Raw genomic sequence first — 25,917 nt, 5'->3', positions numbered from 1 at the left:
TGTGGCTTGAAATTGTGGGTTGATCAGGCGGCGGTGCTCAGGGTCGCCACCGGGGTGACGGCCTGGTCACCGGCCAGCGCACGGACGAGCACGTCGTGCACCTCGGTGGCCTCGGGCAGCTGCCAGCCCCAGACCTCGGGCTTGACCCGCCAGTGCACGACACCGTGCTGGAACGGCGACGGGGGCAGCGGGATGTAGCCGTTCGCGCCGTGCCACTGGATCGAGGCCTGGTCGGCCAGTTCCCGCGGGATGCTCGTGGCGACGGTGGTCAGGAACAGCCAGCGGCCGTTCGGCATCGCGACGATCGGGGCGGGGTGTCCGGTGGCGCGCAGCAGACGGGCGGCGGCCTTGCCGAGCTCGTCGTCGACCTCGATGGCGTCAAGCACTGTGCCGGTCGCCACGAGCAGGCTGTGGGTGTCGTCGCCGAACCAGGTGGCGACCTCGTGCGGGTGGGTCTCGAGCAGTTCACGCCAGTTGTCCTGCGCCGGGACGGGACGGCGCCAGGTGAGGTCGTCACCTTCCGCGGTGATCGCGGCGGGCTCCGCTCCCGGGAGCACCGGCCAGCCACGCCACGCGAGGCCGATCGCCTCCGCCCGCATTTCGATGCGGAAGGCGCCCCGCCAGCTGTCCGGCCAATTCGCGTCCAACATTCCTGTCCCTGCCTCAGGTCAACTCTGTCCCGTGTCGGTTCGCGCTACCCGGCGACCTTCTCGAGGTGGCGCACATCTCAATAAACGGCAAGTTGCACATCGAGAGAAGCCCTCACGCGACAACCGGCGGTTACTTAGCGATGAACGCGCGGTAGTGCGACCGGACGGACCGAACGCCGGACGTCCGATTAACGGGCGGGTACGACCGGTCCGGGGCCGTTCGTCGCAGCCGACCTGGGCCTCCGCCCCGCGTGACGGCGCTCACGGTGAGCGGCGGGCGGCCATTCGGCGGCAAGCCGATCATGGCTTCGACCGCTCGCCGTGCGTCAACGACCGCTGCTCGCGCCGAGCGGTTACTCACGCGTACTACCGGCCGGTCACCACTGGACGACCGTTCGTCGTGCGACGCCCGTCACGGTGGCCGGTCGACCGGCCCCGCCCTGGCCCGTGCCTCCGTCCGTCCGGTGACCGCCGGCCGCCCCGACGCCTCCGATCGCACCTCGACCAGGGCATCGCCGCGCTCCCACCGGCAGGCGAGCAGCGTGACCGACATCCGGACGGCGACCTGTCGGGCCCGTTCGCAGGCCACGCCTGGGCCCTCCATCGCGTGCGAGGCGGCCGCGAGCGCGGCCAGATCGGCGGCGGCCTCGGCGCGGTGCCGGGCCGTGACGGCGGCGCCGGCCCAGAAGACGAACGCCGCAGCGCTGACCAGGACCGCGACGATCGAGGCGGTCCACGCGGTCGCGACCCCACGGTCGTCCGAGGTCACGGCCCACTCCCCGGCTCGGCGACGGCGAAGGCACGGGAGTGCAGCCGGATACCCGGCAGCAGCCCGGCCACCGGTTCGGCCTCGACGCCGACGGTGATCGAGTCGCCTTCGCGGACGACGTCCAGCCGAGCGCCGGACGGCGCGATCTCCCGCACCGCCTGTTCGGCACGGGCGGGCTGGCCGCGCGCGAGGAGCCGGGCCGCCTCGCGGGCCGCGTCGGTGCAGCGGAGCTGATCGGAGGCGACGCCGATTCCGGCGAACAACAGGGCCGAGACGAAGGTCAGCGCGCCGATGCCGAGCGCCGCCTCCACCGTGACGGAGCCACGGTCGGCCATCAGAACTTCACCGACAAAGCCCGCTCGACGAGCGCGGTGAGCCCGGCGGAGACGGCATCACTGGTGACGACCAGATAGAGGAGGGCCGCCAACCCGGCGGCGGCCAAGGTGGCGATGGCGTACTCGATCGTCGCCATGCCGTCGTCTTCGCGGAAGGTGGGGAGCTTGTACATGGGGATCGCCTTTCAGTCAGAGGAAGCCGAGACGCCCGGCGAGGCCGAGCACGACGGGCAGGACACCGAGGCAGAGGAACGCGGGAAGAAAGCACAGGCCGATCGGGGCCGCCAACAGCACTCCGGCCCGTTCGGCTCGTTCCTCGGCTTCGGCGGAGAGCGACTCGCGCAGTCTTCGCGCGAGGTCCTTCGCGTGGGTGGCGAGCGCGGTGCCCGCCCTCGCCGTCCGGACGGCGGCGACGGACAGTTCGCCCAGGCCGGGCCGGTCGCGGACCGGGGCCCAGGCTTCCGCCGGTCCGATGCCCACGGCGAGGTGCGACGCCACCGAGCGCAGTGCCACCGCGGTCTTCGGTGACGCGGTGGGCACGACGGCTTCGAGCGCGACGGGTACCGGCAGCCCGCCTGCCAGGCAGGCGGCCAGCAGGTCGAGGGTGGCCGCGGACCGAAGGAGTTCGGAGACTCCTTTGTCGCGGGACGTTCTCTTCCGCGGCCGGCGCCACCCGGGCCGCTCTGTGCCCACAGAGGTGACGCGCGGCCAGCAGAGGACGGCACCGCCCAGCAGGATCAACGCCGCCCCGGTCAGCATGGCGCCACCCGGCCGGTGAGCGCCCGGCACCAGGCCGCGCCCGCCCAGATCAGCCCGCTGCCCACGACGAGCGACAGCCGGCCGGCGCCCGTCCCGGTGAGGACGTGGACCGGCCCCGCGCCCATCGCCTCGCCGAGCGCCAGGCACGCCAGCGGGAGGACCGCGAGCACGGCGGCGCTCGCCCGGGGGCCCGCCATCTTGGCTTTGAGACGACGACGGAAGCCGATCTCCGCCTCGGCGTCCCGTCGCGCGGCATCGAGTACCTCGGCCATCGGAAGCCCGAACCGGTTCGCGAGCGTCCACGCGTTCGCCAGCGCCGGTGGCGCGTCCGGATCGGCGGCGGTGCCGCCTCCGAACCGGGCAGCCGCGATGAGTCCGCTCAATCGCTCGGACGCCGCGGGCACCGCCTCCGCGGTCGCCTCGGCCGCGGCGACCGGATGAGCGCCCGCCCGGAGTTCGCCGATCATGGTCCGCAGCACGGACCCGGTGAGTTCCGCTTCGGCCAGCGCCGCCTTCTCCCGTGCCCGCCACCGGTACTCCTGGCGGACGGCCAAGGTGAGCACCAGCGTCGCCACCGCCCAGCCGATTCCCACTAAGGACAGAGCCAGCGCGGGGAGCGGCCACCAGCCCGTCCGGACGGCGCAAGGCAGCCGCCAGGCGATCGGAGTACGCCCCACCGGCTTCGGCCAGCAGGCGAGCCCCGCTCCGCAGGAGAGGAGGAACCAGGGGTTCATGCCGCCATCTCCTCGAACGGCGTCTCGTCGCCGATCCAGGCGCCCTTGCTCCAGACCGGGACGACCTTGGCCTCGCCTCGAAAGGACCGGAGGACACCGACCTCGTCCAGCCGCCGGATCCCGCTCGGCAGGCGGCGCATGTGCAGGACCACCCGCACCGCCGCCGTCAGCTGGCTGTGCAGCGCGTCCCGTTTCAACCCGCCGAGCGCGGCCAGCGCCTCCAGCCGCGCGGGGACGTCCTCCGGCGAATTGGCGTGCACTGTGCAGCCCCCGCCCTCATGCCCGGTGTTCATCGCGTTGAGCAACGCGATGACCTCGCCACCGCGCACTTCGCCGACGACCAGCCGGTCCGGACGCATGCGCAACGCCTGCCGCACCAGCTCGCTCAACCCGACCTCGCCCGCGCCCTCGACGTTGGCCGGGCGGGTGAGCAGGCTGACGAACTGCGGGTGATCCGGTTGCAGTTCACCCGCGTCCTCGACGCAGACGATGCGTTCGCCCGGGGGCACGGCGCCGAGCAACGCGGAGAGCAGCGTCGTCTTGCCCGCCCCTGTCCCGCCGGAGACCAGGAACGCGAGCCGTCGCCGGATGACCGAGCCGAGCAGGTCCGCGCCGCTGGTGCCGAACACCCCGCGCAACCGGAGTTCGGCGAGATCATGGGTGGCGGGCCGGAGAACGCGGAGCGAGAGGGCGGTCCCGGCCGGCGCGATCGGCGGGAGGACCGCGTGCATCCGGACCCGGCCTTGCGGCCCCACGCCCGGCAGCCAGCAGTCGGCGAACGGCTGGGCGTCGTCCAGGCGCCGCCCGCCGGCGAGCGCGAGCCGCTGAGCCAGCCTGCGGACGGCTTCCTCGTCGGCGAAGCGAACTTCCGTCAGGCGGATGCCTTCGCCGGTATCGGTCCAGACCTCGTCGGGCGCCGTGACGAGAACGTCGGTGACGCCGGGTTTTTCGAGAAGCGGCGCCAGCGGGCCGGCTCCGACGAACTCGTCACGGGCCAGCCGGACCGCTCCGAGGACGGCCTCCTGACCGAGCGCGCCACCGGCTTCGGCGCGGACCGCCCGCGCGACGCTCACCGGATCCGCCGGGGCGGCCGATCCGGCCAGCCGCCGCCGGACCCGCTCGACCAGATCGTCGGTCATCGCGAGGCACCGGCAAGCTGCCCGCGCGCGGCGGCGAGGACTTCGGCGGCGGCGGTGGCCAGGTGCCCGCGATGCCTCAGGACGAACTCACCGCGGTCGAGGGCGGCCGCGAGGGAACGCTCGCGGCCCATCGAGGTGATGAGCGGAACGCCGACGGCGTCGGCGATCTCTTGCGGGATCAGCCCGGCGGGGGACGGCCCCCGTACCGCGACACCGATCCGTGTCGCGTGGGGCTCGATCCTGGCGAGGACCTGTTTCGCCGCCGCGCAGGCGCGGAGTTCGGCGGGGACGACGACCACGACCAGATCGGCCAGCCCGATCACGGCGGACGTCTCGGCGCCGAAATACCTCGGCAGATCGCAGACGACCGTCCGGCCCGCGCGCCGCCCGGCGCACAGCACGCCCTCGATCGCATCGGGCCCCGGCCCGCGCCCTTCCCTGCCATAGGACACAAAGGACAGTGAGCCGGTCCCGTACTTCTTTCGCGGCAGGGCTTCGCTCAACGCGGCCATGGACACCCTGCCGCCGAGTTCGAGTTCCGGCCAGCGCGGACCGCGATCGCGTTCGGCGGCGAGGAGAACGTCGACTCCGCCGCCGAGCGGATCGCAGTCGACGAGCAGCCCGCCGGTGCCGGATTTCTCCGCCCGGTAGGCGACGGCGGCCGAAAGCACGGAAGCCCCGGCCCCGCCGCGCCCGCCGATGATCCCGATGACGACGCCGTCGTCCCGTGGCGGTCCGTCGACGACGTCGGCGAACTCGCCGATGAGGTCGCTTTCCTCGTCCGGCAGAGAAAGAACCTTCTCCGAACCGGTGTTGACGGCCCGCTCCCACGTCATCGGTGTCGGCGCGCCCTTGCAGACGAGCAGGACCTTGTTCCGCCGCAGCAGCCGGTTCGGCGCGCTCGCGGCCTCCTCGTCGAGCACCACGAGCGGCGCACGGGCCCATCGCCCGCGGGCGGCGTCCAGATCGGGTGCTCGCTCGACCTCGCAACCCGCGGCCGCCGCCACGCGCAGGATCTCGTCGAGCAGGACGTCGTCTCCGGCGACGACGAGCGGATGTTCCGCGGTCATGACTCCCCCAGTGATTCGGTCGGACTCGGGTGACGACTCCACGGTCGCGCCGCTTCCCCGCCCCGCACAACGCCATTCCGTCCCGCCTGTGGACAACCGGGGTGTTGTGGACAACTCCGCCTCGGGAAACCGGTTTCCCGCGTTTTCCGTCGGTTCTTTCCGGTATGGGCACCGCCCCTGTTCCCAGCCGGACGGAGCACGGAAAATCCTTGAGAGAAAGGAAAGTTAACGAACTCCGGCCGGTTCGGCCTTGTGCCGACGAGGTTTCCGTGACCGCCAAGGTCTGAACCATTGGCACGACGGGAAAATAGGAGGCGGCCCTCGCCAGGGGGGAGGGACGAGGGCCGCCTGGGGTTCAGCCCCGGGGGGTCGGACTGAACCTGGGCCCGGTGCAACACCGGGCAATCTCACTGTAACTCCGATACCGGCCCGTTGCGGGCGGCCCGTGTACCCACAATTCGATAACGGCACGACGCGCCCGACCGAGTACGCGGTCGTGAATTTTCCACCGTCGTATCCCGATCGTGGTCGACCAACGGGCGCTCGGCCGTCCGGCTCTCCTATCCTTGGCGAGTGGACCGACCCAGCACGACGCCGAGCCAGGTCGCGGCGTTCTTCGATCTCGACAAGACGATCATCGCGTCATCGAGCGCATTGGCCTTCAGCAAGCCACTTTTGCGCGAAGGCCTGATCAACCGCCGAGCCGCGCTTCGCAGTGCGTACGCCCAACTCGTCTTCTCCCTCGCGGGCGCGGACGCGGCGAAGACCGAACGGATGCGAGCCGAGGTTTCGGCGCTGTGCGCCGGATGGGACGTCGCGCAGGTGTCCGCGATCGTCCGCGAAACGCTGCACGACGTCGTCGACCCGCTCGTGTACGCGGAGGCGGCGGAACTGATCTCGTCCCATCGCGCGGACGGGCACGACGTCGTGGTCCTGTCGGCGACCGGCGAGGAAGTCGTCGCGCCGGTCGCCGAAATGCTCGGTGCGACGCGCAGCGTGGCCACGCGGATGCAGATCGTGGACGGCCGCTACTCGGGCGAAGTCGATTTCTACTGCTACGGCGAGAACAAGGCCGTCGCCGCGAAGCAGCTTGCGGCGACGTACGGCTACGACCTCACCCAGTGCCACGCGTACACCGACTCGAGCACCGACATCCCGCTACTCGAGGTCGTCGGACGGCCGCACGCGGTCAACCCCGACCGCGTCCTGCGCAAGCACGCGACGGAACAGGGCTGGGAGATCCTCGCCTTCGAGCACCCGATGTCGCTGCGGACCCGGATCCCGGCGCGGTCGGCGGGCCTGGTCGCGCTCGGCGCGTTCGCGGCGGGGGCCACCTGGTACGGCTACAACCGGCGCAAACGCGCCCGCTGAGCGCACACCCACACGGCGGTACCGACCCGGTTTTCGCAGACAGGGCGGCGAATTGTCCGTCGCGGAGGGTGCCCGTGTCACTAGATCGAGCCTCTGTACCGGTGCACCCGTCTGCGCACTTGAAGTGACCCGGCTCACGGCGTAGAAAGTAGGTGCGGACGTTCGGTCGGCCAGGGAACAGGTAGAAGAGAAGCCTGTTCCACCCCGGCGAATCTCCGTGTGCGGACACCGGGTACCCACGCGCAGCGCGCCGCGGGAGGCTCGTCGTCTAGGGACTGCGTACCGGGACGCCGGACGCCGAGTCCATGAAGGTACGACCAGAGTTGCACGCTTGGTCGCCCGAGTGGTCCGCACTGACTGGCGGCGCCCGCCGGCTTCTAGCCGACGGGCGCCGCCAGTGTTTTGCCCACGTTTTCAAGCGTGACAGGCCCCTTCGCGTCCCTTTGTGTATGAACGGACCGTTCGTGCGGGTGGCCGATGGACAAGCAAAGTGCTCGTGGGTAGCTTCCGGATATCAGTGCTTCCGGGTGGACTTCTTTCCACCTGAGAGTCAGGCACGAATCTGGGAGGCTTGAGGTGACGACCCGAATCGCGCACGCCCGTCATCGGAGGATCCATGCGCTCGCCCTGCCCCTCGCGGGTCTGCTCGCCGTGGGTGTCGCGGGCGTTCCGGCGACCGCGCAGCCGGTGACGGCCGACGCGGAGGCGCAGCGGACGCTGCGCGGGTTGACCCTGGAGCAGAAGGTCGGGCAGCTCTTCGTCACGTGGGTGAACGGGAAGTCGGCCGACGAGGTCAACGCCAAGAACAAGGCCGACTTCGGCGTGGACACCCCCGCGCAGGTGATCGAGAAGTACCACCTGGGCGGCGTCATCTACTTCAACAACGACAGCCGCGACAACTTCGACGACCCGGTGCAGGTCGCCAACCTGTCGAACGGCCTCCAGCAGGCGGCCCTCCGCAGCGGCGCCCGCATCCCGTTGCAGATCGCCACCGACCAGGAAGGCGGCACGGTCACCCGGATGGGTGCCCCCGCCACCGAACTGCCGAACGCGATGGCGATCTCGGCCGGCCGTGACACCAAGGCCGCGCAGGACGCCGCCCGGATCCTCGGGCACGAGCTGCGGGCCGTCGGCATCAACCAGGACTTCGCTCCCGACGCCGACGTGAACTCGAACCCGGCGAACCCGGTGATCGGCGTCCGTTCCTTCTCCGGCCGCCCGGAGCTGGCGAGCCAGTTCGTCGAAGCCCAGGTCAAGGGCTTCCAGAACTCCGGACGGCGTTCCGAGACGGTGTCCGCCGCCGCGAAGCACTTCCCCGGCCACGGCGACGCGGCCACCGACAGTCACCACGAGCTGCCCCGGATCGACCGGAGCGAGGCCAGCTGGCGCGAAACCGACGTGCCGCCGTTCAAGGCCGCCATCAAGGCGGGCATCGACTCGATCATGAGCGCGCACATCCAGTTCCCCAGCCTCGACCCGTCGGGCGAGCCCGCCACGCTGTCGAAGCCGATCCTCACCGGCAAGCTGCGCGAGGAGCTCGGATACCGCGGGGTCGTCGTCACCGACTCCCTCTCGATGGACGCGGTGCGCGAGATGCACAGCGACGCGGAGATCCCGGTGCTGGCGCTCAAGGCGGGTATCGACCAGCTGCTCATGCCGGTGAACCTCGAACTCGCGATCAACTCGGTGCTCGACGCCGTCCGCAAGGGCGAGCTGACCGAGCGGCGTATCGACGAGAGCGTCCTGCGGGTACTGAAGCTCAAGCTGCACCGTGGCATCCTGACCTCGCCGTTCGTCGACCCGGCCAAGGTGATGTCGAAGGTCGGCATCCCGGCCAACCTCGCCACCGCGCAGGGCATCGCCGACCGGTCGGTCACCGCGATCCGCAACGACGGCGGCGTCCTGCCGCTCAAGCAGCAGCCCGCGAAGACGCTCGTGACCGGCTGGGGCGCGACCACGACGAAGTCGCTGGCCGCGAAGCTCACCGCGCACGGCACGCAGGCGACCGCATTGCAGACCGGCCAGACACCGACCGACGCGCAGATCGCGCAGGCGGCCGCGGCGGCCAAGGACGTCGACCTCGTCGTCGTGCTGACCAACAACGTCGGCACGTATCCGTTGCAGGGCAAGCTGTTGCAGGCGCTGGCCGACACCGGGAAGCCCGTCGTCGCGGTGGCCGCCCAGATCCCCTACGACGCCGGCTACGAGAACCCGATCAAGACGTGGCTCGCCACGTACGGCTACATCACGCCTTCGCTGGAGGCGCTGGCGAAGGTGATCCTCGGGAAGGTGACGCCGCAGGGCAAGCTGCCGGTGGACGTTCCCGCGGGCAAGGACGTGGGCACGGTGAAATACCCCTTCGGCCACGGGCTGACCTGGTGAACCTCAACCGCCGCCACTTCCTCGCCACCGGCGCGCTCGCGGTCCCCGCGCTGACGGCCGGATCCTCGGTCGCGGGGGCCCAGCCGGAAAGCGAGAGCAAAGGTCCCCCGCTCACCCGCACCGGGGCGGACGTGCTCGCCGCCCGGGGCTGGGCGCCGCTGTCCGGCCGCAAGCTCGGCGTGCTGTCGAATCCGACAGGTGTCCTGGCGAGCGGCGACCACATCGTCGACTCGATGGTCGCCGCCGGGGTCCGGCCGCTCGCCGCGTTCGGGCCGGAGCACGGCTTCCGCGGCAGCGCGCAGGCAGGCGGCTCCGAGGGCGACTACACCGATCCGCGCACCGGCGTGCCGGTATACGACGCGTACGGCGCCGACGCGACGAAGCTCGCCGGGATGTTCACGAAGGCGGGCGTCGACACCGTCGTCTTCGACATCGCCGACGTCGGCGCGCGGTTCTACACCTACATCTGGTCGCTGTACACGGCGATGGTCGCGGCGGCGAAGGTCGGCGCAGCGGTCGTCGTGCTGGACCGGCCGAATCCGCTGGGTGGCAAGGCCGCCGGGCCGATGCTGAACCCGGCGTTCGCCTCGGGCGTCGGCCGGAAGCCGATCGTGCAGCAGCACGGCATGACCGTCGGCGAGCTCGCACGGTTCTTCGCGGCCGAGTTCCTGCCGGCCGAGGGGGTCACGCCGGGCAGGCTCGAAATCGTCGAGGTGCGCGACTGGCGGCGTGATCAGCTCTTCGCCCGCACCGGGCTGACCTGGGTCCCGCCGAGCCCGAACATGCCGACGCCGGACACCGCGCTCGTCTATCCCGGCACCGGGATGTTCGAGGGCACCGTGTTCTCCGAAGGCCGGGGCACCACCAGGCCGTTCGAGATCATCGGCGCGCCCGGCCTCGACTGGCGCTGGCGCGAGAAGCTCGGCGAGCTACGGCTTCCCGGGGTGAAGTTCCGCGAGGCGTACTTCGTGCCGACGTTCGGCAAGTTCGTCAACGATCCCTGCGGCGGCGTGCAGGTGACGATCACCGACCCGCGGGCGTTCGACGCCATCCGCACCGCGGTCAGCATGTTCGTCACCGCGAAACAGGTACATCCGGACAAGTTCAAGTGGCGCCCCGACAATTTCCTCGACAAGCTCTCCGGCTCCGACAGGCTGCGCACGATGATCGACAACGGCGCCGGAGCGGACGAGATCGTCGGGTCCTGGCAGGCCGAACTGGCCGAGTTCGACCGGAAACGCCGCCGTCATCTCATCTACCGCTGAAGGGAACGACCTTGCGTGTTAGGAAGATCCTGATCGCGGCTGTTTCCGTTCTGGTCGCGGCGACCACGCTGTCGACGGCGGGAGCACAGGCGATTCCGGGTACCGGACAACAGGGAAACGGCGCGACGGGCCGGTTCGACAAGCCGCGCGGAGGCTTCGCGCCCGCGTCCACCGTCCTGCGCGACGGCGCGCCCTCCGAGGTCGGCCTCGACCCGGAGCCGATCAAGGCCGCCGAGCGGTTCATCGAGAGCTGGACGAAGCCGGACGTCACCGGGCATCCGCACTTCTCCGGAGCGGTCGGCCTGCTCGCGCACGACGGCGTGATCGTCGAGCGCCAGGCTGTCGGTGGCGCGGTCCGCTACGCCGACGCCAAGGGCACGGAACTGCCGCCCGAGCAGCAGGTGCCGATGCGCGCGGACACCATCTTCGACATGGCCTCGATCTCGAAGCTGTTCACCTCCATCGCGGTGATGCAGCTGGCCGAGGCGGGCAAGCTGGACATCTCGGCGCCGGTGGTGCGGTACCTGCCGGAGTTCGGGGTGAACGGCAAGGAGGCCGTCACCGTCCAGCAGCTGCTCACCCACGTCTCGGGCTTCGCCGCGACACCGCTCCCGTCGCTGTGGGAGGGCTACCCGGACATCCCCTCTCGCCGGAAGGCCGTCCTCGACAGCCCGCTGAAGAACGCGCCGGGCAGCACGTACCTCTACTCCGACATCAACCTGCTGACGCTCGGCTTCCTGGTCGAGAAGGTGGCCGGGGCGCCGCTGGACAAAGTGGTCCAGGACCGCATCGCCACCCCGCTGGGACTGGTGGACACCGGGTACAACCCGCCGTCGTCGAAACTCGCCAGGGTCGCGGCGACCGAGTACGCCGTGAAGCCGCCTCGGGGGCTCGTGCGCGGCGAGGTCCACGACGAGAACGCCTGGTCGCTGGGCGGCGTCGCCGGGCACGCGGGCGTGTTCTCCACGGCCCCCGACATGGCGGTGCTGGCGCAGACGATCCTCAACGGCGGCGCGTACCGCGGTCACCGGATCCTGCGCGAGGAGACCGTGCGGGCGATGCTGACGAACTACAACCACAAGTTCCCCGACAACGCGCACGGGCTCGGTTTCGAACTCGACCAGCCTTGGTACATGGGCGCGCTGTCGGCACCCTCGACGGCCGGGCACACCGGGTTCACCGGGACCTCGCTGGTGATCGATCCGCTGTCGCGGTCGTTCGCGATCCTGCTCACCAACCGCGTGCACCCGACGCGGAGCTGGGGCTCGATCAACCTCGCCAGGGAGACGTGGGCGAGTTCGCTCGCGAAGGCGATGGCCGTCCGCCCGGCGCGTGGCCGCGACGCGTGGTTCAGCGGCGCCGGGGACGTCTCCACGGCCACGCTCACGACTCCGCCGTTATCGACGCGCGGCGGGCCGCTGAAGGTCTCCTTCGACACCTTCGTGGACACCGAAGGTCCCTCGGATTCGCTTTTTCTGGAAATAAGTACCGACGGCGGAGCCACCTGGAAATCGATTACCCTGCGTGCAAGCGGGCCGGGCGCCCCGGCGGGAGATCAACCCGGGCTCGGCGGGCATGGACACCGGGCTTGGTGGCGGGCCGCCGCCGAGGTGTCGCAAAGCTCACAAATCACCCTCCGCTGGCGTTACACGACCGATGCCCGTTACACCGGACGAGGAATTTCCTTGGATGGTGTGAAAGTCACTGAACGCGGCCGCATACTGCTGGACAGTGAGCATAATCCCCCTACTTTCGTCGCTACCGGCTGGAAGTTGAGCACTAGGTAGCCGACCGGCTCCGATGTGCTGACCGGACCGCCCCGTTGACCGGGACACAGCCCCTTGCGTCGCGACACTAAGTTGCCAAGTCGTTAGCTCAACCTCGTTAACGGCCTCGACCTGGTTAGCGACTTTCTGGTCAACGATTAATCGCAAATCGAATCCGCAGACACGGATAGGTTGCGATCTTCCCGAAGGGTGTGGGTAGCCTTGTCGCAGATGCCAACGGTTAGTAACTTTCCCACGGTGGGCGATACCGAATCCGTAATCGCGGCCGCACCGTCCGAGGCCGTGCCGGCGCAGCCGACACGGGACGCTGACGCGAGCCCGCTCGTCCGGATTCGCTCCCTCCTGCCCGGGCTCGCCCGGGCCGAGCAGCGCGTCGCGAAGGTCGTCCTCGACGACCCCGCGCAGGTCGCGCGGCGCAGCATCACCGAAGTCGCGCTCGCGGCGAACACCAGCGAAACCACCGTCACGCGGTTCTGCAAGGCGGTCGGCGTCGGCGGGTATCCGCAGCTCAGGATCGCTTTGGCGGCCGACACCGCCCGGTCCGAGGCGCGGTCGACCCGCAACCTCGGCGGCGAGATCGGGCCGGAGGACGACCTGGCCGCGGTGATCGGCAAGGTCAGCTTCGCGGACGCACGCGCCGTGGAGGAGACAGCCGACCAGCTCGACGTCCCGTCGCTACAGCGCGTGATCGACCTCGTGGCCGGCGCGGGCCGCGTGGACGTCTACGGCGTGGGCGCGAGCGCGTTCGTCGCCGCGGACCTGCAGCAGAAGCTGCACCGCATCGGGCGGGTCAGCTTCGCCTGGTCGGACACGCACATCATGCTCACCTCGGCCGCCGTGCTGAGCCCCGGCGACGTCGCGATCGGCATCTCCCACACGGGCGCGACCACGGACACCGTCGAGGCGCTGCGCGTGGCCCGTGAGCACGGCGCGATCACCGTCGCCGTGACGAACTTCCCGCGTTCACCGATCACCGAGGTCGCCGACCACGTGCTGACCACGGCCGCGCGGGAGACGACGTTCCGCTCGGGTGCGACCGCCAGTCGCATCGCGCAGCTGACCGTCATCGACTGCCTGTTCATCGGTGTCGCGCAGCGGCACATGGACGCGTCGGTCAACGCGCTCGACGCGACCAGGGACGCGGTTGGCTCGCACCGTCTGGGCGTCCGGCCCGACGGCAGGCGGCGGCCGCGGGAAACCGGCAAATGAGCGAAAAAGTGAGGCGCATGATGACCGTCCCACGCCAGGTGGTGCACGTCGACTCGCCAACCGAACAGCGAAATCCACGGACGACCGACATCGATCTGATGTCGACCATGGGCATTCTCGGCGCGATCAACGCCGAGGACCGCCGGGTCCCCGAAGCCGTCGCCGCGGTGCTGCCGCAGGTGGCGCGGGCGGTCGACTTCGCCGTGGAAGCGCTGCGGTCGGGACACCGCGTGCACTACTTCGGGGCCGGCACCTCCGGCAGGCTGGCGACGTTGGACGCGGCGGAACTCGTCCCGACGTTCAACGTGCCCGCCGAGTGGTTCATCGCGCATCACGCGGGCGGCGCGCGCGCTCTGCGCCAAGCCGTCGAAGACGCCGAGGACGACGCGAAGGCCGGAGCCACCGAGGTGGCCGAGTCCGTCGCGCCCGGCGACTTCGTGCTCGGGCTGACGGCTTCCGGCCGGACGCCCTACGTTCTCGGCGCGCTGGCCGCGGCCAGCCGTCGCGGTGCCCGTACCGCCTTGGTCTCGGGCAATCCGGCAGCCGTGACGCCGCCGGGCGTCGACGTCCTCATCGCGGTGGACACCGGTCCCGAGGCGATCGCCGGGTCGACGCGGATGAAGGCGGGCACGGCGCAGAAGATCATCCTCACGGCGTTCTCCACCGCGACGATGATCAAGCTCGGCCGCACGTATTCGAACCTGATGGTGAGCATGCGGGCGACCAACGCGAAGCTGCGGGGGCGGACCATCCGCATCCTGCGCGAGGCCACCGGGATGAGCATGGCGGACTGTTCCGACGCGCTCACCGAGGCCGACGGCGACCTCAAGGTCGCGCTGGTCCATCTGCTGTCCGGCGAAGACGTCGCGAGCGCGGCGAAGGCGCTGACGGCCAGCGATGGCCACGTACGGAAGGCTCTCGACTCCCTCAGGGTGCGCGCGAGCTGAACACCGGCGGACAGACCCGTTCATCCCGACGCTTCGCGCTCACGCGACGCGAACGGGTGTCCGTCGCCGGGATGGGCGGATTCATCCTGCTGCTCAACGTCATCGGCTGGGGGGTCCTGACGCTTTTCGTGGCGCCGCGCCAGTACGAGCTCGGCGCCACGGGCGTGTTCGGGGTCGGCCTCGGCGTCACGGCGTTCGTACTCGGGATGCGGCACGCTTTCGACGCGGACCACATCGCCGCGATCGACAACACCACCCGCAAGCTGATGGCCGACGGGCAACGGCCGCTTTCGGTCGGCTTCTGGTTCTCCCTCGGTCATTCGACGATCGTCTTCGTCCTGTGCCTGCTGTTGTCGCTCGGCGTCCGCGCGCTCGCCGGGGCCGTCGAGGACGATTCGTCGGCGCTGCACGAGGCGACCGGGCTGATCGGGACGTCCGTTTCGGCGGTGTTCCTTTACCTCATCGGGATCATGAACCTCGTGGTGCTCGTCGGCATCGTGAAGGTGTTCCGGCGCATGCGGCGGGGCGAGTTCGACGAAGCGGCGCTGGAGCGGCAACTCGACAACCGCGGCTTCATGAACCGTCTGCTCCGCGGCGCCACCAAAGCGGTGCGCAAGCCTTGGCACATCTACCCGATCGGTGTGCTGTTCGGTCTCGGCTTCGACACCGCGACCGAGATCAGCCTGCTGGTGCTCGCCGGCGGCGCGGCGGCGTTCTCGCTGCCTTGGTACGCCATCCTGGTGCTGCCGATCCTGTTCGCCGCCGGGATGACGCTGTTCGACACCGCCGATGGCTGCTTCATGAACTACGCGTACGGGTGGGCGTTCGCGAAGCCGGTGCGGAAGATCTACTACAACCTCATCGTGACGGCGCTTTCCGTCGCGGTCGCCTTGCTCATCGGGACGATCGAGGTCATCTCGATCATCACCGAACGATTCGGCATCACGACCGGACCGCTCGCGGCGATCGGCTCGCTGAGCCTGGACTACGTGGGCTATGCGGTCGTAGCGCTCTTCGTGCTTACGTGGCTCTTCGCGCTCCTCGTGTGGCGCTTTGCGCGTATCGAGGAGCGCTGGTCGGTCAAGTAGGCCTCTGACCTGCGAAAAGAGAGCAAGGGACCTTTGCTACCACTTACTTAGCATGCCTACATAAACGATAGCAAAGGTCCCTTGCTCCCACTTTGGTCACGCGGGCTCGGGCACCTTCGCCCGCGAAGGGACCGAAAGCGCAAAGCCCAGCAGAGCGACGAAGGCGGCAACGGGACCGATCCACCAGACACCCGCCGACGACAGGACGACGCCACCCAGTGCGGCACCGAGGGCCCCGCCGCCGTAGATCGCGGAACCGTTGAGCCCCAGGGCGACCGTCGGCGCGTCGGGCGCCAGCGAAAACAGCCGGTGCTGCTGCGGCACCATCAGCATGCCGCCGAATACCCCCGAAGCCAGCGCGAGGACCAGCGAACTGGGCAGGCTCAGCACGGCGACGTCCAGCAGCGCGAACGTCACGACCGTGCCCATCAGCGAGATCGACCGGACGCGAGAAGGCCCCAGAGAATCCGTCGCCCGGCCCGCGAAGGCGTTGCCCACGATCTGCCCGATCCCGAAACCGACCAGCAGCCACGAGATCGTCGCGCCCGCCGCCACCGGAGCCACCAGCACCGGCAAGTACACGAAGGCCGCGAAGCCCGCGGCGGTGCCGAGAACACTCACGCCGAGCACGCGCGCGATCGGCGGCCGCACGACGACGGCGAGCCTGTCGCGCAGGGACACCGCCGGCATCCGGACTCCGGGCAGCAGCGGCACGAGCAGCATCACGACCAGTGCCACCGCGCCGATCCCCCACATCACCGCGCGCCAGCCGAACCAGTTCCCGGCCAGCACCCCGATCGGCACGCCGAGCACCATCGACACGCTCATCCCATTGGAGACCGTGGCGAGCGCGCGGCCGCGACGCTCGTCCGACGCCAGCGCGCCGGCGAGGACATAGGCGTTGGACTGGAACGCGGCGGCGCCGAGGGCGGCCAGCACGCGCGCGACGGCGACCACGGCGAAGGACTCGCCGAGCGCCTGACCGGCCATGCCGATCGTGAACAGCACCATTCCCGCGCCGAGCACCCAGCGCCGGTCGAGCCGCCCGGTGAAGGCCGCGATGAGCGGCGAAGAAATCGCGTAGGTCACCGCGAAGACCGTGGTCAGCTGGCCCGCGACGGCCTCGGAAACACGCAGGTCGGCGGCGATGGCGGGTAGCAGCCCGTTCAGGACGAATCCGTCGGTGCCGACGGTGAACGTCCCGACGGCGAGTACCAGCAGAGCCCCCAGAGCGAGCCGATCATTTGATGATCGTCGAATCGTCATGGGAGGTATAGTGACGGGACTGTTCGATGACTGTCAAATAGTTTGGAGCGCCGTGAGCAGCACGCTGCCGCAGCCGTCGATCGACGAGATCGAGATCGTGCCGGTGCTCCAGGCGCTCGCGGATCCCGTGCGCCTGGAGCTGATCCGCGCCCTGCGAAGCAACCCTTCGCCGCGAAGCTGCGCCATCACCGAGTACGACGTCGAGATCAGCGCGCCGACGCTCTCCCACCACTGGAAGGTGTTGCGCGAGGCCGGCCTCACGACGACGTTCGTCGAGGGCCGGACCCGCTGGGTCGAACTACGGACCGAGGACGTCCACACGCGCTTCCCCGGGCTACTGGACGCCGTCCTCTCCTAGACGCCACTTCGCCGCGAGTTCCGCCGCGGCGCACACGCCGACGTCGAGCAGATACGGCCCCGCCTGCCCGCAACCGGATCCCGGCGCGATCGGCTGACCGTGCCCCATCCCGGCGACGGCGCGCGTGTCGACGGCCGCGCCGACGTCGCTCCACTGCTCGGAAAGCTCGCGCATGTTCATCGGGGCGACCGTGTAGTCCGCGGTCCCGTGCCAGACGCTGACCGGCGAACGCGGCCCTGTGCCCGCGGCCCGCACCTTGTCGCCCCATTGCTCCGGGGTCAGATCCTTGCCGGGATTCATGCAGGAGTACGCGTCGATCATCGAGGTCGCGCAACCGTAAGGCAGCCCCGCGACGACACCACCGCCCGCGAACAGTTCCGGATACGCGGCCAGCAGCACCGAAGTCATCGCACCACCGGCCGACAGACCGGTGACGTATGTCCGGCTCCCGGCCGAGAACCGCGCCATCTGCGCGATCGATTCGGCCTCCCCGGAGCCTCGCCTGATGTCGGCCGCCTGGAACCAGTTGAAGCACTTGCTGAAGTTGTTGACTGAAACCTGTTGCGGCAGAACGAGTTTGAACCGCAGCTTATCCGCCAGCCCGACCCAGCCGGAGCCACGCGCGTATCCGGCGGCGTCCTGGGTGCAGCCGTGCAGCACGACCACCGCCGGACGTCCGGACGGCAGCCCGTCGGGAACGTATTCGAACATCTGCAAGGCACCGGGATTGCTCCCGAACCCGGTCACCGGACGGATCGTCGCCGCCTGTGCCGGAGCCGGGGAAAGAAGGACCAATGCCGAAACCACCGCGCCGATGAGGAGTTTTCGCATCACCGCAGGGTAAAACCGCCGACGTCCGCTTCCCACGTGGAAGACCACCACAGCGGCGGCCCGTTTTGTGTGGCCGCGCCGGGTACCGGGCCGCGAAATGCCCGCTTACCGTCGGCCGATGCGGCTCTTTCTGGTCCTCGCGATGATGCTGGCCCTGGCCACACCCGCCCAGGCGGCGAGCGGTTGCGGGAACGTGCGCGTTCCCGGCGCCGCGGAACAGCAACTGTCCTGTTTGGACGATCTGACCACCACCGGAACCCTGGCCACCGGGCACACGGTCCAGGCCGACTGGGCCGGGCTCACCTCCGCCGGTTTCCCCGTCCCCGAGGGTGTTCCCGGCATCCAGATCGACGGCTACTTCCCGGACTCGTCGACGGCCAACACGGCACACGGCTGGAACCACGACGCGCAGTTCGTGCTGCGGCTGCCCGATCGCTGGAACGGCGGCCTCGTGGTCTCGGGGTCGCCGGGGGTGCGACGGCAGTACGCGAACGATCGCGCGATCGGCGACCAGGTCCTCGCCGCTGGCTACGCGTTCGCCGCGACCGACAAGGGCAACACCGGTGCCGGTTTCCACACCGATGGACGTCGCCCCGGTGACGCGCTCGCCGAGTGGAACTCGCGGGTCACACAGCTGACCATCGCGGCGAAGGCGGCCGTCGCGCACCGCTACGGGCGCCTGCCGAGCCGCACCCTCGCGGCCGGGATGTCGAACGGCGGCTACCTCGTCCGCTGGCAGCTCGAGAACCGGCCATGGCTCTACGACGGCGGAATCGACTGGGAGGGCACGCTTTGGCACGAAGACGGCCCGAACCTGTTCACCTTCCTGCCACCCGCGATCAAGGCCTATCCCGCGTACGCCGCCGGTTCCGCACAAGCGCACCAAGAAATTCTCGACGCCGGTTTCGCGCCGGGTTCGGAATTCCTGTGGAAGTACCACAACGACGTCTACTGGGGCTTGACCCAGCGGATCTATCAGGCCGAATTCGACCCGTCGTTCGCCGGAACCGATTACGACTACGCCGCCCGCCCGCCGTCGGTACACCGCGCGGTGGAACGGATCTCGTTGACCGGCCGGATCGGCAAACCGCTGATCACCCTGCACGGCACCCTCGACACCCTCCTGCCGATCACCCGTGATTCCGACGTCTACCAGCGGATGATCGCCGAGCAGGGCCGCGCCGGTCTGCAGCGCTATTACCGGATCGCCGACGGCAATCATGTCGACGGGCTGTACGACGCGTACCCGGAAAAACTGCGGCCGATCGGCCCGTGTTTCCGCGCGGCTTTCAGCGCTCTCGAAGGCTGGCTCGATGGCGTCCGCCCGCCCGCTTCGGCGACTATCCCGCGCACTGGCGGTGACCTGGCGACCACTTGCGCACTAAGCTGATCGCATGGAATTCCAGGACGTCGTACGACGCCGTCGCATGGTCCGGAAGTTCACCGACGAGCCCGTCCTCCAGGCGAGCCTTCAGCGCATCCTGCGCAACGCGCTGAAAGGTCCCTCGGCCGGATTCTCGCAGGGACAAGGATTTCTCGTCCTCACCGGCGAAGAACTCGCCAAATTCTGGGAGTTCGGGGCGAGCTGGGCGCCGGAAACCGTCACCACGGCCCCGGTCGCGATCGTGCCGCTTTCGGTCAAGAACGCGTACCTCGATCGCTATGCCAAGCCGGACAAGGGTTTCGCCGAGGGCGACGACTCGTGGTGGCGTGTGCCGTATTGGGACGTCGACACCGGGATGGCGACGATGCTGATCCTCCAGACCGCCGTCGACGAGGGTCTCGGCGCGGTGTTCTTCGGGCTGGCGCCGGAAAGCGTGGAGCGGCTCCACGGCGAGTTCGGCGTGCCGGAGGATCACGACCCGATCGGTGTCGTGGCGCTCGGGCACGCCGCCGAATCCGGTCCGTCACCCGGCTCGTCGCCGACCACGATCGCCCGGCGCGACTTCGACGACGTCATCCGTTTCGGTCGCTGGTGAGGCGATGCAGCCTGAGCGCGAGCTGGAGTTCCAGCGCGCGCTCGGGCGTCTGCCACTGCTCGCCCAGCAGCGACGCGATGCGGTCCAGCCGCTGGACGACGGTGTTGACGTGCACATGGAGCAGGTCCTTCGCCCGCGTCAAGTTGCCGCCACAGGCGAAATACGCACGGAGCGTGCCGATCAGATCCGTGCCGCGGCGTTCGTCGTAGTCGAGCACCGGGCCGATCGTGGCGGTCACGTACGCGCCGAGATCGGCGTGCTCGCCGAGGAGCAGCCCGACGAACCCGAGGTCGGCCATGCTCGCGCCTTCCCCCGCCCGGCCCAGTGCCAGCAGCGACGCGACACATCGCGCGGCTTCGGCGTGTGCCACGGCCAGGGCCTTCGGAGAGGCGGCCGGCCCCGCCGCGCCCACCGTCACCCGACAGTCCATTGTGGATGACAGCTCGGCGGCCACGGATCGCGCCAGCGCACCGGGATCCGCGCCACGGACCAGAAGGACCACCTCGTCGGCGTGGACCCCGACCAGGTCCGCGTGCCGCGAAGCCGCCGCGGCCAGCCGTCGCCGGGAGACGTCGCCGGAATGCGCGATCAGCACCGCGTGCGATGTCGACAAATCGACTCCCAGTCGGCGAGCTCGCGCCAGCAACGCGGCCGGATTGCGGCTCGGCGCGGTGAGCAGGTCCGACAGCAGCTCGCCGCGCACCTCGTCCTCGGCGCGCGCGACGGAACGCCGTTGCATCAGCAGCACGGCGGTGACCACACCCGCCCGCTCGAACAGCCGCCGGTCGGCCTCCCCGAGCGAGCGCCCGCCGCCCAGTACCAGGCTGCCGAGGAACTCCTGCCCCGCCTGGACCGCGCACAGCCAACCGTCCTCAGTGGACACCGCGCGCCCGCTCGCCCTGGACGCGGAAACCGCGGTACGCGAAAGGCTCAGCTCGCCGTCGGTCCGGGCGAGGACCGCGCCGTCCGCGTCGTAGACGGCGATGGCACCGCCGAGCACGTCCGCGACCGCGGCGGCGACCTCGGCCAGGTCACCGCCGCGCAGCACGAGATCCATCAGCCGGTCGTGCGCGTCCTCGGCGCGGCGCATCGCGTCGTTGTGCGCGCTGATCGTCGCGTTCGCGGCGTTCAGCTCGGCGACCGCGCGGCGCGTCTCGTCGAGCAGATGCGCGTTGTCCAGCGCGATCGCCGCGTGGTCGGCCAAGGACGACAGCAACGCGACCTCGTCGGGCGAGAACTCCCGCGTGGTCCGGTCCGAGGCGAACAGCACCCCGATCACCTTGCTGCCGATCGCCAGCGGCACCCCGAGGATCGCGGTCAGCCCCTCGTCGAGCACCCCGGTGTCGATCGACGAAGTGTGGCGGAACCGCTTGTCGTTGAAGTAATCCGCCGTCGCGTACGGCCGCGCGGTCTGCGCGACGAGCCCACCGAGCCCCTCGCCCATGCCGAGCACGATGTCCTGGAACAGCGCGGAAACCGACCCGTCGGTGACCCGGACGTAGGTTTTGCCCTCGGTCTCGTCGTTGAGGCTGAGGTACGAGACGTCCACGCCGAGCAGTGCCCGCGCCCGCCGCACGATCGACCGGAGGACGGCGTCGGGATCGTCCAGCCGCGCGAGGTCGCTGGCCGTGTCGAACAACGCGGCCAGCTCGGCCTCGCGCCGCCGATGCTCGGCGACGGTGTCCCGGATCCGCAGCGCCAGCTCGGTGGCCTTCGGGTCGACGGGGACGTGCGCCAGCTGCTCGCTGCCCGCCCCGGAGGCGAGCAGTTCGAGCAACCGGCGCAGCTGTGCGGAACCGTCCACAGCGGTCATGCTGGCACGTGACCGCGCTCCGTGAGAACTTCGGAGTGCAGGGATTCACCCTTGGTCTCGCGGGCGGCGAGCAGGGCGATCACGGTCAGCGCACACATCGCGACCACGTAGAGCGAGACCGGGACCGTGCTGCCGAACTCCTTGAACAGCGCCACCGCGATGAGCGGCGCCACCGCGCCCGCCGCGATCGAAGACAGCTGACCGCCGACCGAAAGGCCGGTGTAGCGCACCCGTGTCGGGAACTGCTCGGAGAAGAACGCGGCCTGCGGGCCGTACATCGCGCCGTGCAGCACCAGACCGATGGTCGCCGCGAGAATGATGACGCCGGAATTCTTCGTGTCGAGCATCGCGAAGAACACGAAGCTCCACACCGCCATGCCGATCGCGCCGAACAGATAGACCGGGCGACGGCCGATCCGGTCGGAAAGCATGCCCCACAAGGGAATGGTCACGAAGTGCACGGCGGAACCGATGAGCACCGCGTTGAGCCCCGCCGATTTCGGCAGGTTCAGCCCGGTGGTGACGTAGACGAGGATGAACGCGGTGATCACGTAGTACGAGACGTTCTCCGCCATCCGCGAACCGATCGTGATCAGTACCGCGCGCCAGCTCTTGCGGAAGACCTCGACGACCGGCGCGTGCGTGGTCGTGTTGTTCTTCCGCGCCGCCAGGAAGACCGGCGATTCGCTGACCGCGAGCCGGATCCACAGCCCGATCACCACGAGGACACCGGAGAGCAGGAACGGGATCCGCCAGCCCCAGCTGAGGAACGCTTCGTCGGACTGGGTGGCGGCGAGGATCGCCAAGACCGCCGTCGCGAGCAGGTTCCCGCCGGGAGCACCGCATTGCGGCCACGACGCCCAGAACCCGCGCCGCTTGTCGTCGCCGTGTTCGGAGACGATCAGCACCGCGCCGCCCCATTCGCCGCCGAGCGCGAAACCCTGCACGAGCCGCAGCAGCGTCAGCAGGATCGGCGCCAGGACACCGACTCCCGCGTACGTCGGGAGGATGCCCATCGCGCAGGTCGACCCACCCATCAGCAACAGGCTCAGCACCAGCAGCTTCTTGCGGCCGACGCGGTCGCCGAAGTGCCCGAACACCAGCCCGCCGACCGGCCGCGCGAGGAAGCCGACGGCGTAGGTCAGGAACGCGAGCAGCGTGCCGGTCAGCGGATCGTTGGAGGGGAAGAACAATTTGCCGAACACCAGCGCCGCGGCGGAGGTGTAGAGGAAGAAGTCGTACCACTCGATCGTCGTGCCGATCAGGCTGGCGCTGACGACCTTCGCGATCGAGCCGCGGTTCTGCGTGGTCACCGGGGAAGTCCTTTCATGGGTGGGGTTCACGCGGCGGTCCAGCCGCCGTCGAGGGGGATCGAGGTACCGGTGACATGGGCGGCGTGGTCACCGGACAGCCAGAGCACGCACGCGGCGACGTCCGCCGGTTCGATCAGCCGTTTGATCGCCGACCGCCGCAGCAGGACCTGCTCGATGACGGCGTCGCGTTCGAGCCCGTGTTCTTCGGCCTGCGCCTGGAGCTGGCCGGTGACCAACGGCGTCCGGACGTAGCCCGGGTTGACGCAGTTGCTGGTCACGCCGTGTTCCGCGCCTTCGAGCGCGGTGACCTTGGAGAGGCCTTCGAGCGCGTGCTTCGCGGTGACGTACGCGGATTTGAACGGGCTCGCGCGGAGGCCGTGGACGCTGGACATGTTGACCACGCGCCCCCAGCCGCGTTCGTACATGCTCGGCAGCACGCGGCGGATGAGCAGGAACGGCGCGGTGACCATGAGCGACTGGACGCGGGTGAACGTCTCCGGCGGGAACTCGTGGATCGGCGCGATGTGCTGGAAACCGGCGTTGTTGACGAGGATGTCGATCTCGGCCGGGAGGGTCTCGACGGCACGGGCGTCGGTGAGATCGACGACGTGCGCGATGCCGTCGACACCGGCCGCCGCCTTCTCGACGGCGTCGTCGATGTCGACGAGGTGGACCTTGGCCCCGGCCTCGGCGAGCGCTTCGGCGCAGGCCAGCCCGATCCCGCCCGCCGCACCCGTGACCAGCGCGGACTTACCCGCCAGATCGCTGTGATACGCACCACTCATGCCGGACGACGTTAGGTCGCTCCCGGCGGTTAAACCATGTGGTCACGCACTACACCTCGGCAAGATCCCATGTGGGATCTCGCCAGAGGTCAGCCGGCGGCGTCGGAGATGGACTTCGCCTCGCGAGCACCGGCCTCGAACGCTTCACACGAAAAGAGCAGCCACGCCCGGACGCCGTCCGGGGTTCCGGCGGCGAAGGCCGAAGCGGCTTCGAGGTACTTCGGCACCCGCCGGAAGTACGCGACCTCCGGTACCGTCAGCGCCTTCGGGTCCAGCCCGGTCGCCACCGCCGAAAGCCGCGCGGCCGCTCGCGCGACGACCCCGTCCGCGGAGCCGAAAGGCTTGAGCGCCAACAGTTCCCCGTGCACCACGGCGGTCAGCACCGGCCCGGGGACCGACGTCGCGCCGGTGACCAGCTGCGCCAGCATCTCCAGCCGCGGCCCGACGTCACCGGACGACCGCGGCCGCCCCAGCGCGTCGAGATCCGTCACCAGGTCCGACGCGGCGAGAACGTGCAAGCGCGCCAACGCCTGCAGCGGCGCACGCCGCCAGGTCGGGAGCAGGCCCTCCAGCGCTTCCGCGACACGCAGCGCGCCCGCCAGCACCGGATCGGTCACCTCGCCGGATTCCGGCAGTTCGGGCGCGGCGCCTTCGATCCCGGCCGACGCCCGCGCCGACCGCACGGACGCTTCGGCGGCCGTCGCCGCGCCGCCGCGCAGGTTGGCGGGCAGCCGGTGGACGGCGAACACCGCGTCCTGTGCCGATTTCGCGGCCGCCGCGACCCCTTCGAGATCCAGCAGCGGCTTCAGCGGATCCGTCACGCGTCCAGCACCTGACCCACGCGCCGCACCACGGGCGCCTGCACCGACCACGGGAAGTTGATCCAGCGGTCCGTGTGCTTCCAGACGTACTCGCATTTGACCTCGGAGCGCGGCTTCTCGTAGACCACCGCGCAGCGCACCTCGGCGACGTGGTCGGCGCAGAAGTCGCGGACCAGCTTCAAGGTCGCGCCGGTGTCCGCGACGTCGTCGGCGACGAGCACCTTCTTCTTCGTCAGGTCGACGACGTTCGGCACCGGCGGCAGCATCACCGGCAGGTCGAGACGCTGGTCGACGCCGGTGTAGAACTCGACGTTCATCACGTGCAGGTTCTTGACGTCCAGCGCGTAGCCGAGCGCACCCGCGACGAACAGCCCGCCGCGCGCGATCGACAGGATCAGGTCCGGCTCGAAGCCGTCGTCGGCGACGGCCTGTGCCAGCTCCCTGCTGGCCGTCCCGAACAACTCCCAGGTGAGCTCTTCCCGCTCCTCGGCCATGGTGCCTCGCCTTCTCGATCGTTCCCGCGAGCATAGGCAACGGCTTAGTGGACTTCTCGAATGCTTCGAAACTGGCTATCCAGTAAGGCCATTGCCGATCGTAACGTCGTGCTCGTGACCGACTGGAACGACCACGCGACCTTGACCGGCGAGCGCGTCCGCCTCGAACCCCTCACCCGCGACCACACCAAGGGCCTGTTCGCGGCCGGCTCCGACCCGGCGATCTGGACCTGGCTCAGCCTCCGGCAGCCGCGGGATCTCGCCGAGGCCGAAGCCATGGTCGAAGACATCCTCGCCGACACCGGCCGCCGCGCCTGGGCGCAGATCGACGCGCGCACCGGCGACGTCGCGGGCACGACGTCGTTCTACGCGATGAACGCCAGCCACAAGATCGTTTCCGTCGGCTACACCTGGATCGGTTCCGAATGGCAGCGGACCGGGCTCAACCGCGAGTCGAAACTCCTGTTGCTGCGCCACGCTTTCGACGACCTCGGCGCGAACCGCGTCTCGTGGGAGACCGACATCCGCAACCTCAAGTCGCAGAAGGCGATCGAACGTCTCGGCGCGCGACGGGAAGGGGTGCTGCGCGCGCATCGCGTCCGGCCCGACGGAACCATCCGCGACACCGTCGTCTACTCCCTCACCGGACCAGAATGGCCGGCGGTCCGTACCGCCTTGTCCTCAAGCGTGTGAATGCCGCGCGCAACCACGATGCAACCTTTTACTTCGCGTCGTAACGTCGATAGCGTGCC

The 25,917-nt window shown here is 69.8% G+C and carries 26 protein-coding genes; 11 read left to right on the top strand and 15 right to left on the bottom strand.

Translation table 11 applies throughout. The features are described 5' to 3' along the window. Nucleotides 1-23 precede the first annotated feature (23 nt). The 8 genes from ACIBTM_RS09965 to ssd all read right to left on the bottom strand — a co-directional run bounded on the left by ACIBTM_RS09965 (nt 24) and on the right by ssd (nt 5,456). Nucleotides 24-650, bottom strand: coding sequence for a bifunctional DNA primase/polymerase (locus tag ACIBTM_RS09965; protein ID WP_395876135.1), 627 nt, complete (start codon nt 648-650; stop codon nt 24-26). 412 nt (nt 651-1,062) lie between these two features. Then, nucleotides 1,063-1,419: an Rv3654c family TadE-like protein gene (locus ACIBTM_RS09960; RefSeq protein ID WP_395876134.1), complete on the bottom strand. Its 357-nt coding sequence runs from the start codon at nt 1,417-1,419 to the stop codon at nt 1,063-1,065. Next, nucleotides 1,416-1,754, bottom strand: coding sequence for a TadE family type IV pilus minor pilin (locus ACIBTM_RS09955; protein ID WP_395876133.1), 339 nt, complete (start codon nt 1,752-1,754; stop codon nt 1,416-1,418). The genes ACIBTM_RS09960 and ACIBTM_RS09955 overlap by 4 nt, the downstream gene beginning before the upstream one ends. After that, nucleotides 1,754-1,927: a DUF4244 domain-containing protein gene (locus ACIBTM_RS09950; RefSeq protein ID WP_395876132.1), complete on the bottom strand. Its 174-nt coding sequence runs from the start codon at nt 1,925-1,927 to the stop codon at nt 1,754-1,756. Before ACIBTM_RS09950 ends, ACIBTM_RS09955 begins: the two co-directional genes overlap by 1 nt. 16 nt (nt 1,928-1,943) lie before the next feature. Beyond that, the gene (locus ACIBTM_RS09945; protein ID WP_395876131.1) at nt 1,944-2,513 is read right to left on the bottom strand and encodes a type II secretion system F family protein; all 570 of its coding nucleotides are present in this window, start codon (nt 2,511-2,513) and stop codon (nt 1,944-1,946) included. Further along, nucleotides 2,507-3,247: a type II secretion system F family protein gene (locus ACIBTM_RS09940; RefSeq protein WP_395876130.1), complete on the bottom strand. Its 741-nt coding sequence runs from the start codon at nt 3,245-3,247 to the stop codon at nt 2,507-2,509. The genes ACIBTM_RS09945 and ACIBTM_RS09940 overlap by 7 nt, the downstream gene beginning before the upstream one ends. After that, nucleotides 3,244-4,386, bottom strand: coding sequence for a TadA family conjugal transfer-associated ATPase (locus ACIBTM_RS09935; protein ID WP_395876129.1), 1,143 nt, complete (start codon nt 4,384-4,386; stop codon nt 3,244-3,246). Before ACIBTM_RS09935 ends, ACIBTM_RS09940 begins: the two co-directional genes overlap by 4 nt. Further along, on the bottom strand, nt 4,383-5,456 hold the full coding sequence (gene ssd / locus ACIBTM_RS09930; protein ID WP_395876128.1) for a septum site-determining protein Ssd: 1,074 nt from the start codon (nt 5,454-5,456) through the stop codon (nt 4,383-4,385). Before ssd ends, ACIBTM_RS09935 begins: the two co-directional genes overlap by 4 nt. A gap of 573 nt (nt 5,457-6,029) precedes the next feature. Here ssd and ACIBTM_RS09925 point away from each other — a divergent pair. The 7 genes from ACIBTM_RS09925 (at nt 6,030) to ACIBTM_RS09895 (ending at nt 15,505) form a co-directional block, all read left to right on the top strand. Next, nucleotides 6,030-6,827: an HAD family hydrolase gene (locus ACIBTM_RS09925; protein ID WP_395876127.1), complete on the top strand. Its 798-nt coding sequence runs from the start codon at nt 6,030-6,032 to the stop codon at nt 6,825-6,827. A gap of 576 nt (nt 6,828-7,403) precedes the next feature. Beyond that, a complete protein-coding gene (locus ACIBTM_RS09920; RefSeq protein ID WP_395876126.1) occupies nt 7,404-9,209 on the top strand; it encodes a glycoside hydrolase family 3 protein in 1,806 nt (601 codons plus the stop codon). Continuing rightward, a complete protein-coding gene (locus ACIBTM_RS09915) occupies nt 9,206-10,474 on the top strand; it encodes an exo-beta-N-acetylmuramidase NamZ domain-containing protein (protein ID WP_395876125.1) in 1,269 nt (422 codons plus the stop codon). Before ACIBTM_RS09920 ends, ACIBTM_RS09915 begins: the two co-directional genes overlap by 4 nt. Nucleotides 10,475-10,485: 11 nt before the next feature. Beyond that, nucleotides 10,486-12,261: a serine hydrolase gene (locus ACIBTM_RS09910; RefSeq protein ID WP_395876124.1), complete on the top strand. Its 1,776-nt coding sequence runs from the start codon at nt 10,486-10,488 to the stop codon at nt 12,259-12,261. Nucleotides 12,262-12,471: 210 nt separating this feature from the next. Continuing rightward, entirely contained in the window at nt 12,472-13,470 is a 999-nt protein-coding gene (locus ACIBTM_RS09905) for a MurR/RpiR family transcriptional regulator (protein WP_395876123.1), read from the top strand. Between the two features lie 17 nt (nt 13,471-13,487). After that, nucleotides 13,488-14,417, top strand: coding sequence for an N-acetylmuramic acid 6-phosphate etherase (locus ACIBTM_RS09900; RefSeq protein WP_395876778.1), 930 nt, complete (start codon nt 13,488-13,490; stop codon nt 14,415-14,417). A 56-nt stretch (nt 14,418-14,473) separates the two neighbouring features. Beyond that, nucleotides 14,474-15,505: a HoxN/HupN/NixA family nickel/cobalt transporter gene (locus ACIBTM_RS09895; protein ID WP_395876122.1), complete on the top strand. Its 1,032-nt coding sequence runs from the start codon at nt 14,474-14,476 to the stop codon at nt 15,503-15,505. A 96-nt stretch (nt 15,506-15,601) separates the two neighbouring features. Here ACIBTM_RS09895 and ACIBTM_RS09890 read toward each other — a convergent pair whose 3' ends face one another. Further along, a complete protein-coding gene (locus tag ACIBTM_RS09890; protein WP_395876121.1) occupies nt 15,602-16,771 on the bottom strand; it encodes an MFS transporter in 1,170 nt (389 codons plus the stop codon). A gap of 52 nt (nt 16,772-16,823) precedes the next feature. On the opposite strand from ACIBTM_RS09890, the gene ACIBTM_RS09885 reads away from it, so the two are divergent. Further along, the gene (locus tag ACIBTM_RS09885; RefSeq protein WP_395876120.1) at nt 16,824-17,129 is read left to right on the top strand and encodes an ArsR/SmtB family transcription factor; all 306 of its coding nucleotides are present in this window, start codon (nt 16,824-16,826) and stop codon (nt 17,127-17,129) included. Here ACIBTM_RS09885 and ACIBTM_RS09880 read toward each other — a convergent pair. Then, nucleotides 17,106-17,960 (bottom strand): alpha/beta hydrolase family esterase, encoded by an 855-nt coding sequence (locus ACIBTM_RS09880; RefSeq protein ID WP_395876119.1) that lies wholly within the window; start codon nt 17,958-17,960, stop codon nt 17,106-17,108. The two genes, ACIBTM_RS09885 and ACIBTM_RS09880, sit on opposite strands and share 24 nt — an antisense overlap. Before the next feature lie 118 nt (nt 17,961-18,078). Between ACIBTM_RS09880 and ACIBTM_RS09875 the strand changes: the two genes are divergently transcribed. Together ACIBTM_RS09875 and ACIBTM_RS09870 are read left to right on the top strand one after the other, a co-directional pair. Further along, on the top strand, nt 18,079-19,350 hold the full coding sequence (locus tag ACIBTM_RS09875; RefSeq protein ID WP_395876118.1) for a tannase/feruloyl esterase family alpha/beta hydrolase: 1,272 nt from the start codon (nt 18,079-18,081) through the stop codon (nt 19,348-19,350). 4 nt (nt 19,351-19,354) lie between these two features. Then, nucleotides 19,355-19,939 carry a nitroreductase family protein gene (locus ACIBTM_RS09870; RefSeq protein WP_395876117.1) on the top strand — a complete coding sequence of 195 codons (585 nt, stop codon included), beginning with the start codon at nt 19,355-19,357 and terminating at the stop codon, nt 19,937-19,939. Here the strand turns inward: ACIBTM_RS09870 and ACIBTM_RS09865 are convergent. The 5 genes from ACIBTM_RS09865 to ACIBTM_RS09845 form a co-directional block, all read right to left on the bottom strand. Next, the gene (locus ACIBTM_RS09865; RefSeq protein WP_395876116.1) at nt 19,917-21,752 is read right to left on the bottom strand and encodes a helix-turn-helix domain-containing protein; all 1,836 of its coding nucleotides are present in this window, start codon (nt 21,750-21,752) and stop codon (nt 19,917-19,919) included. The genes ACIBTM_RS09870 and ACIBTM_RS09865 overlap by 23 nt on opposite strands. Next, nucleotides 21,749-23,065, bottom strand: a complete 1,317-nt coding sequence (locus ACIBTM_RS09860) for an MFS transporter (RefSeq protein WP_395876115.1) — start codon at nt 23,063-23,065, stop codon at nt 21,749-21,751. The genes ACIBTM_RS09865 and ACIBTM_RS09860 overlap by 4 nt, the downstream gene beginning before the upstream one ends. A gap of 26 nt (nt 23,066-23,091) precedes the next feature. Further along, a complete protein-coding gene (locus tag ACIBTM_RS09855; RefSeq protein ID WP_395876114.1) occupies nt 23,092-23,850 on the bottom strand; it encodes a 3-hydroxybutyrate dehydrogenase in 759 nt (252 codons plus the stop codon). 89 nt (nt 23,851-23,939) lie between these two features. Continuing rightward, the gene (locus ACIBTM_RS09850; RefSeq protein ID WP_395876113.1) at nt 23,940-24,671 is read right to left on the bottom strand and encodes an oxidoreductase; all 732 of its coding nucleotides are present in this window, start codon (nt 24,669-24,671) and stop codon (nt 23,940-23,942) included. Further along, nucleotides 24,668-25,165 carry a phosphoribosyltransferase gene (locus ACIBTM_RS09845; protein ID WP_034314770.1) on the bottom strand — a complete coding sequence of 166 codons (498 nt, stop codon included), beginning with the start codon at nt 25,163-25,165 and terminating at the stop codon, nt 24,668-24,670. Before ACIBTM_RS09845 ends, ACIBTM_RS09850 begins: the two co-directional genes overlap by 4 nt. Nucleotides 25,166-25,279: 114 nt before the next feature. Between ACIBTM_RS09845 and ACIBTM_RS09840 the strand changes: the two genes are divergently transcribed. Beyond that, nucleotides 25,280-25,858: a GNAT family N-acetyltransferase gene (locus ACIBTM_RS09840; protein ID WP_395876112.1), complete on the top strand. Its 579-nt coding sequence runs from the start codon at nt 25,280-25,282 to the stop codon at nt 25,856-25,858. The last annotated feature ends 59 nt before the right edge of the window (nt 25,859-25,917 follow it).

The organism is Amycolatopsis sp. NPDC049868, from assembly GCF_044461365.1.
Taxonomy (GTDB): Bacteria; Actinomycetota; Actinomycetes; order Mycobacteriales; family Pseudonocardiaceae; genus Amycolatopsis.
The sequence above is the reverse complement of the archived record's forward strand: the minus strand, read 5'-3'. Positions and strand labels throughout refer to the sequence as shown.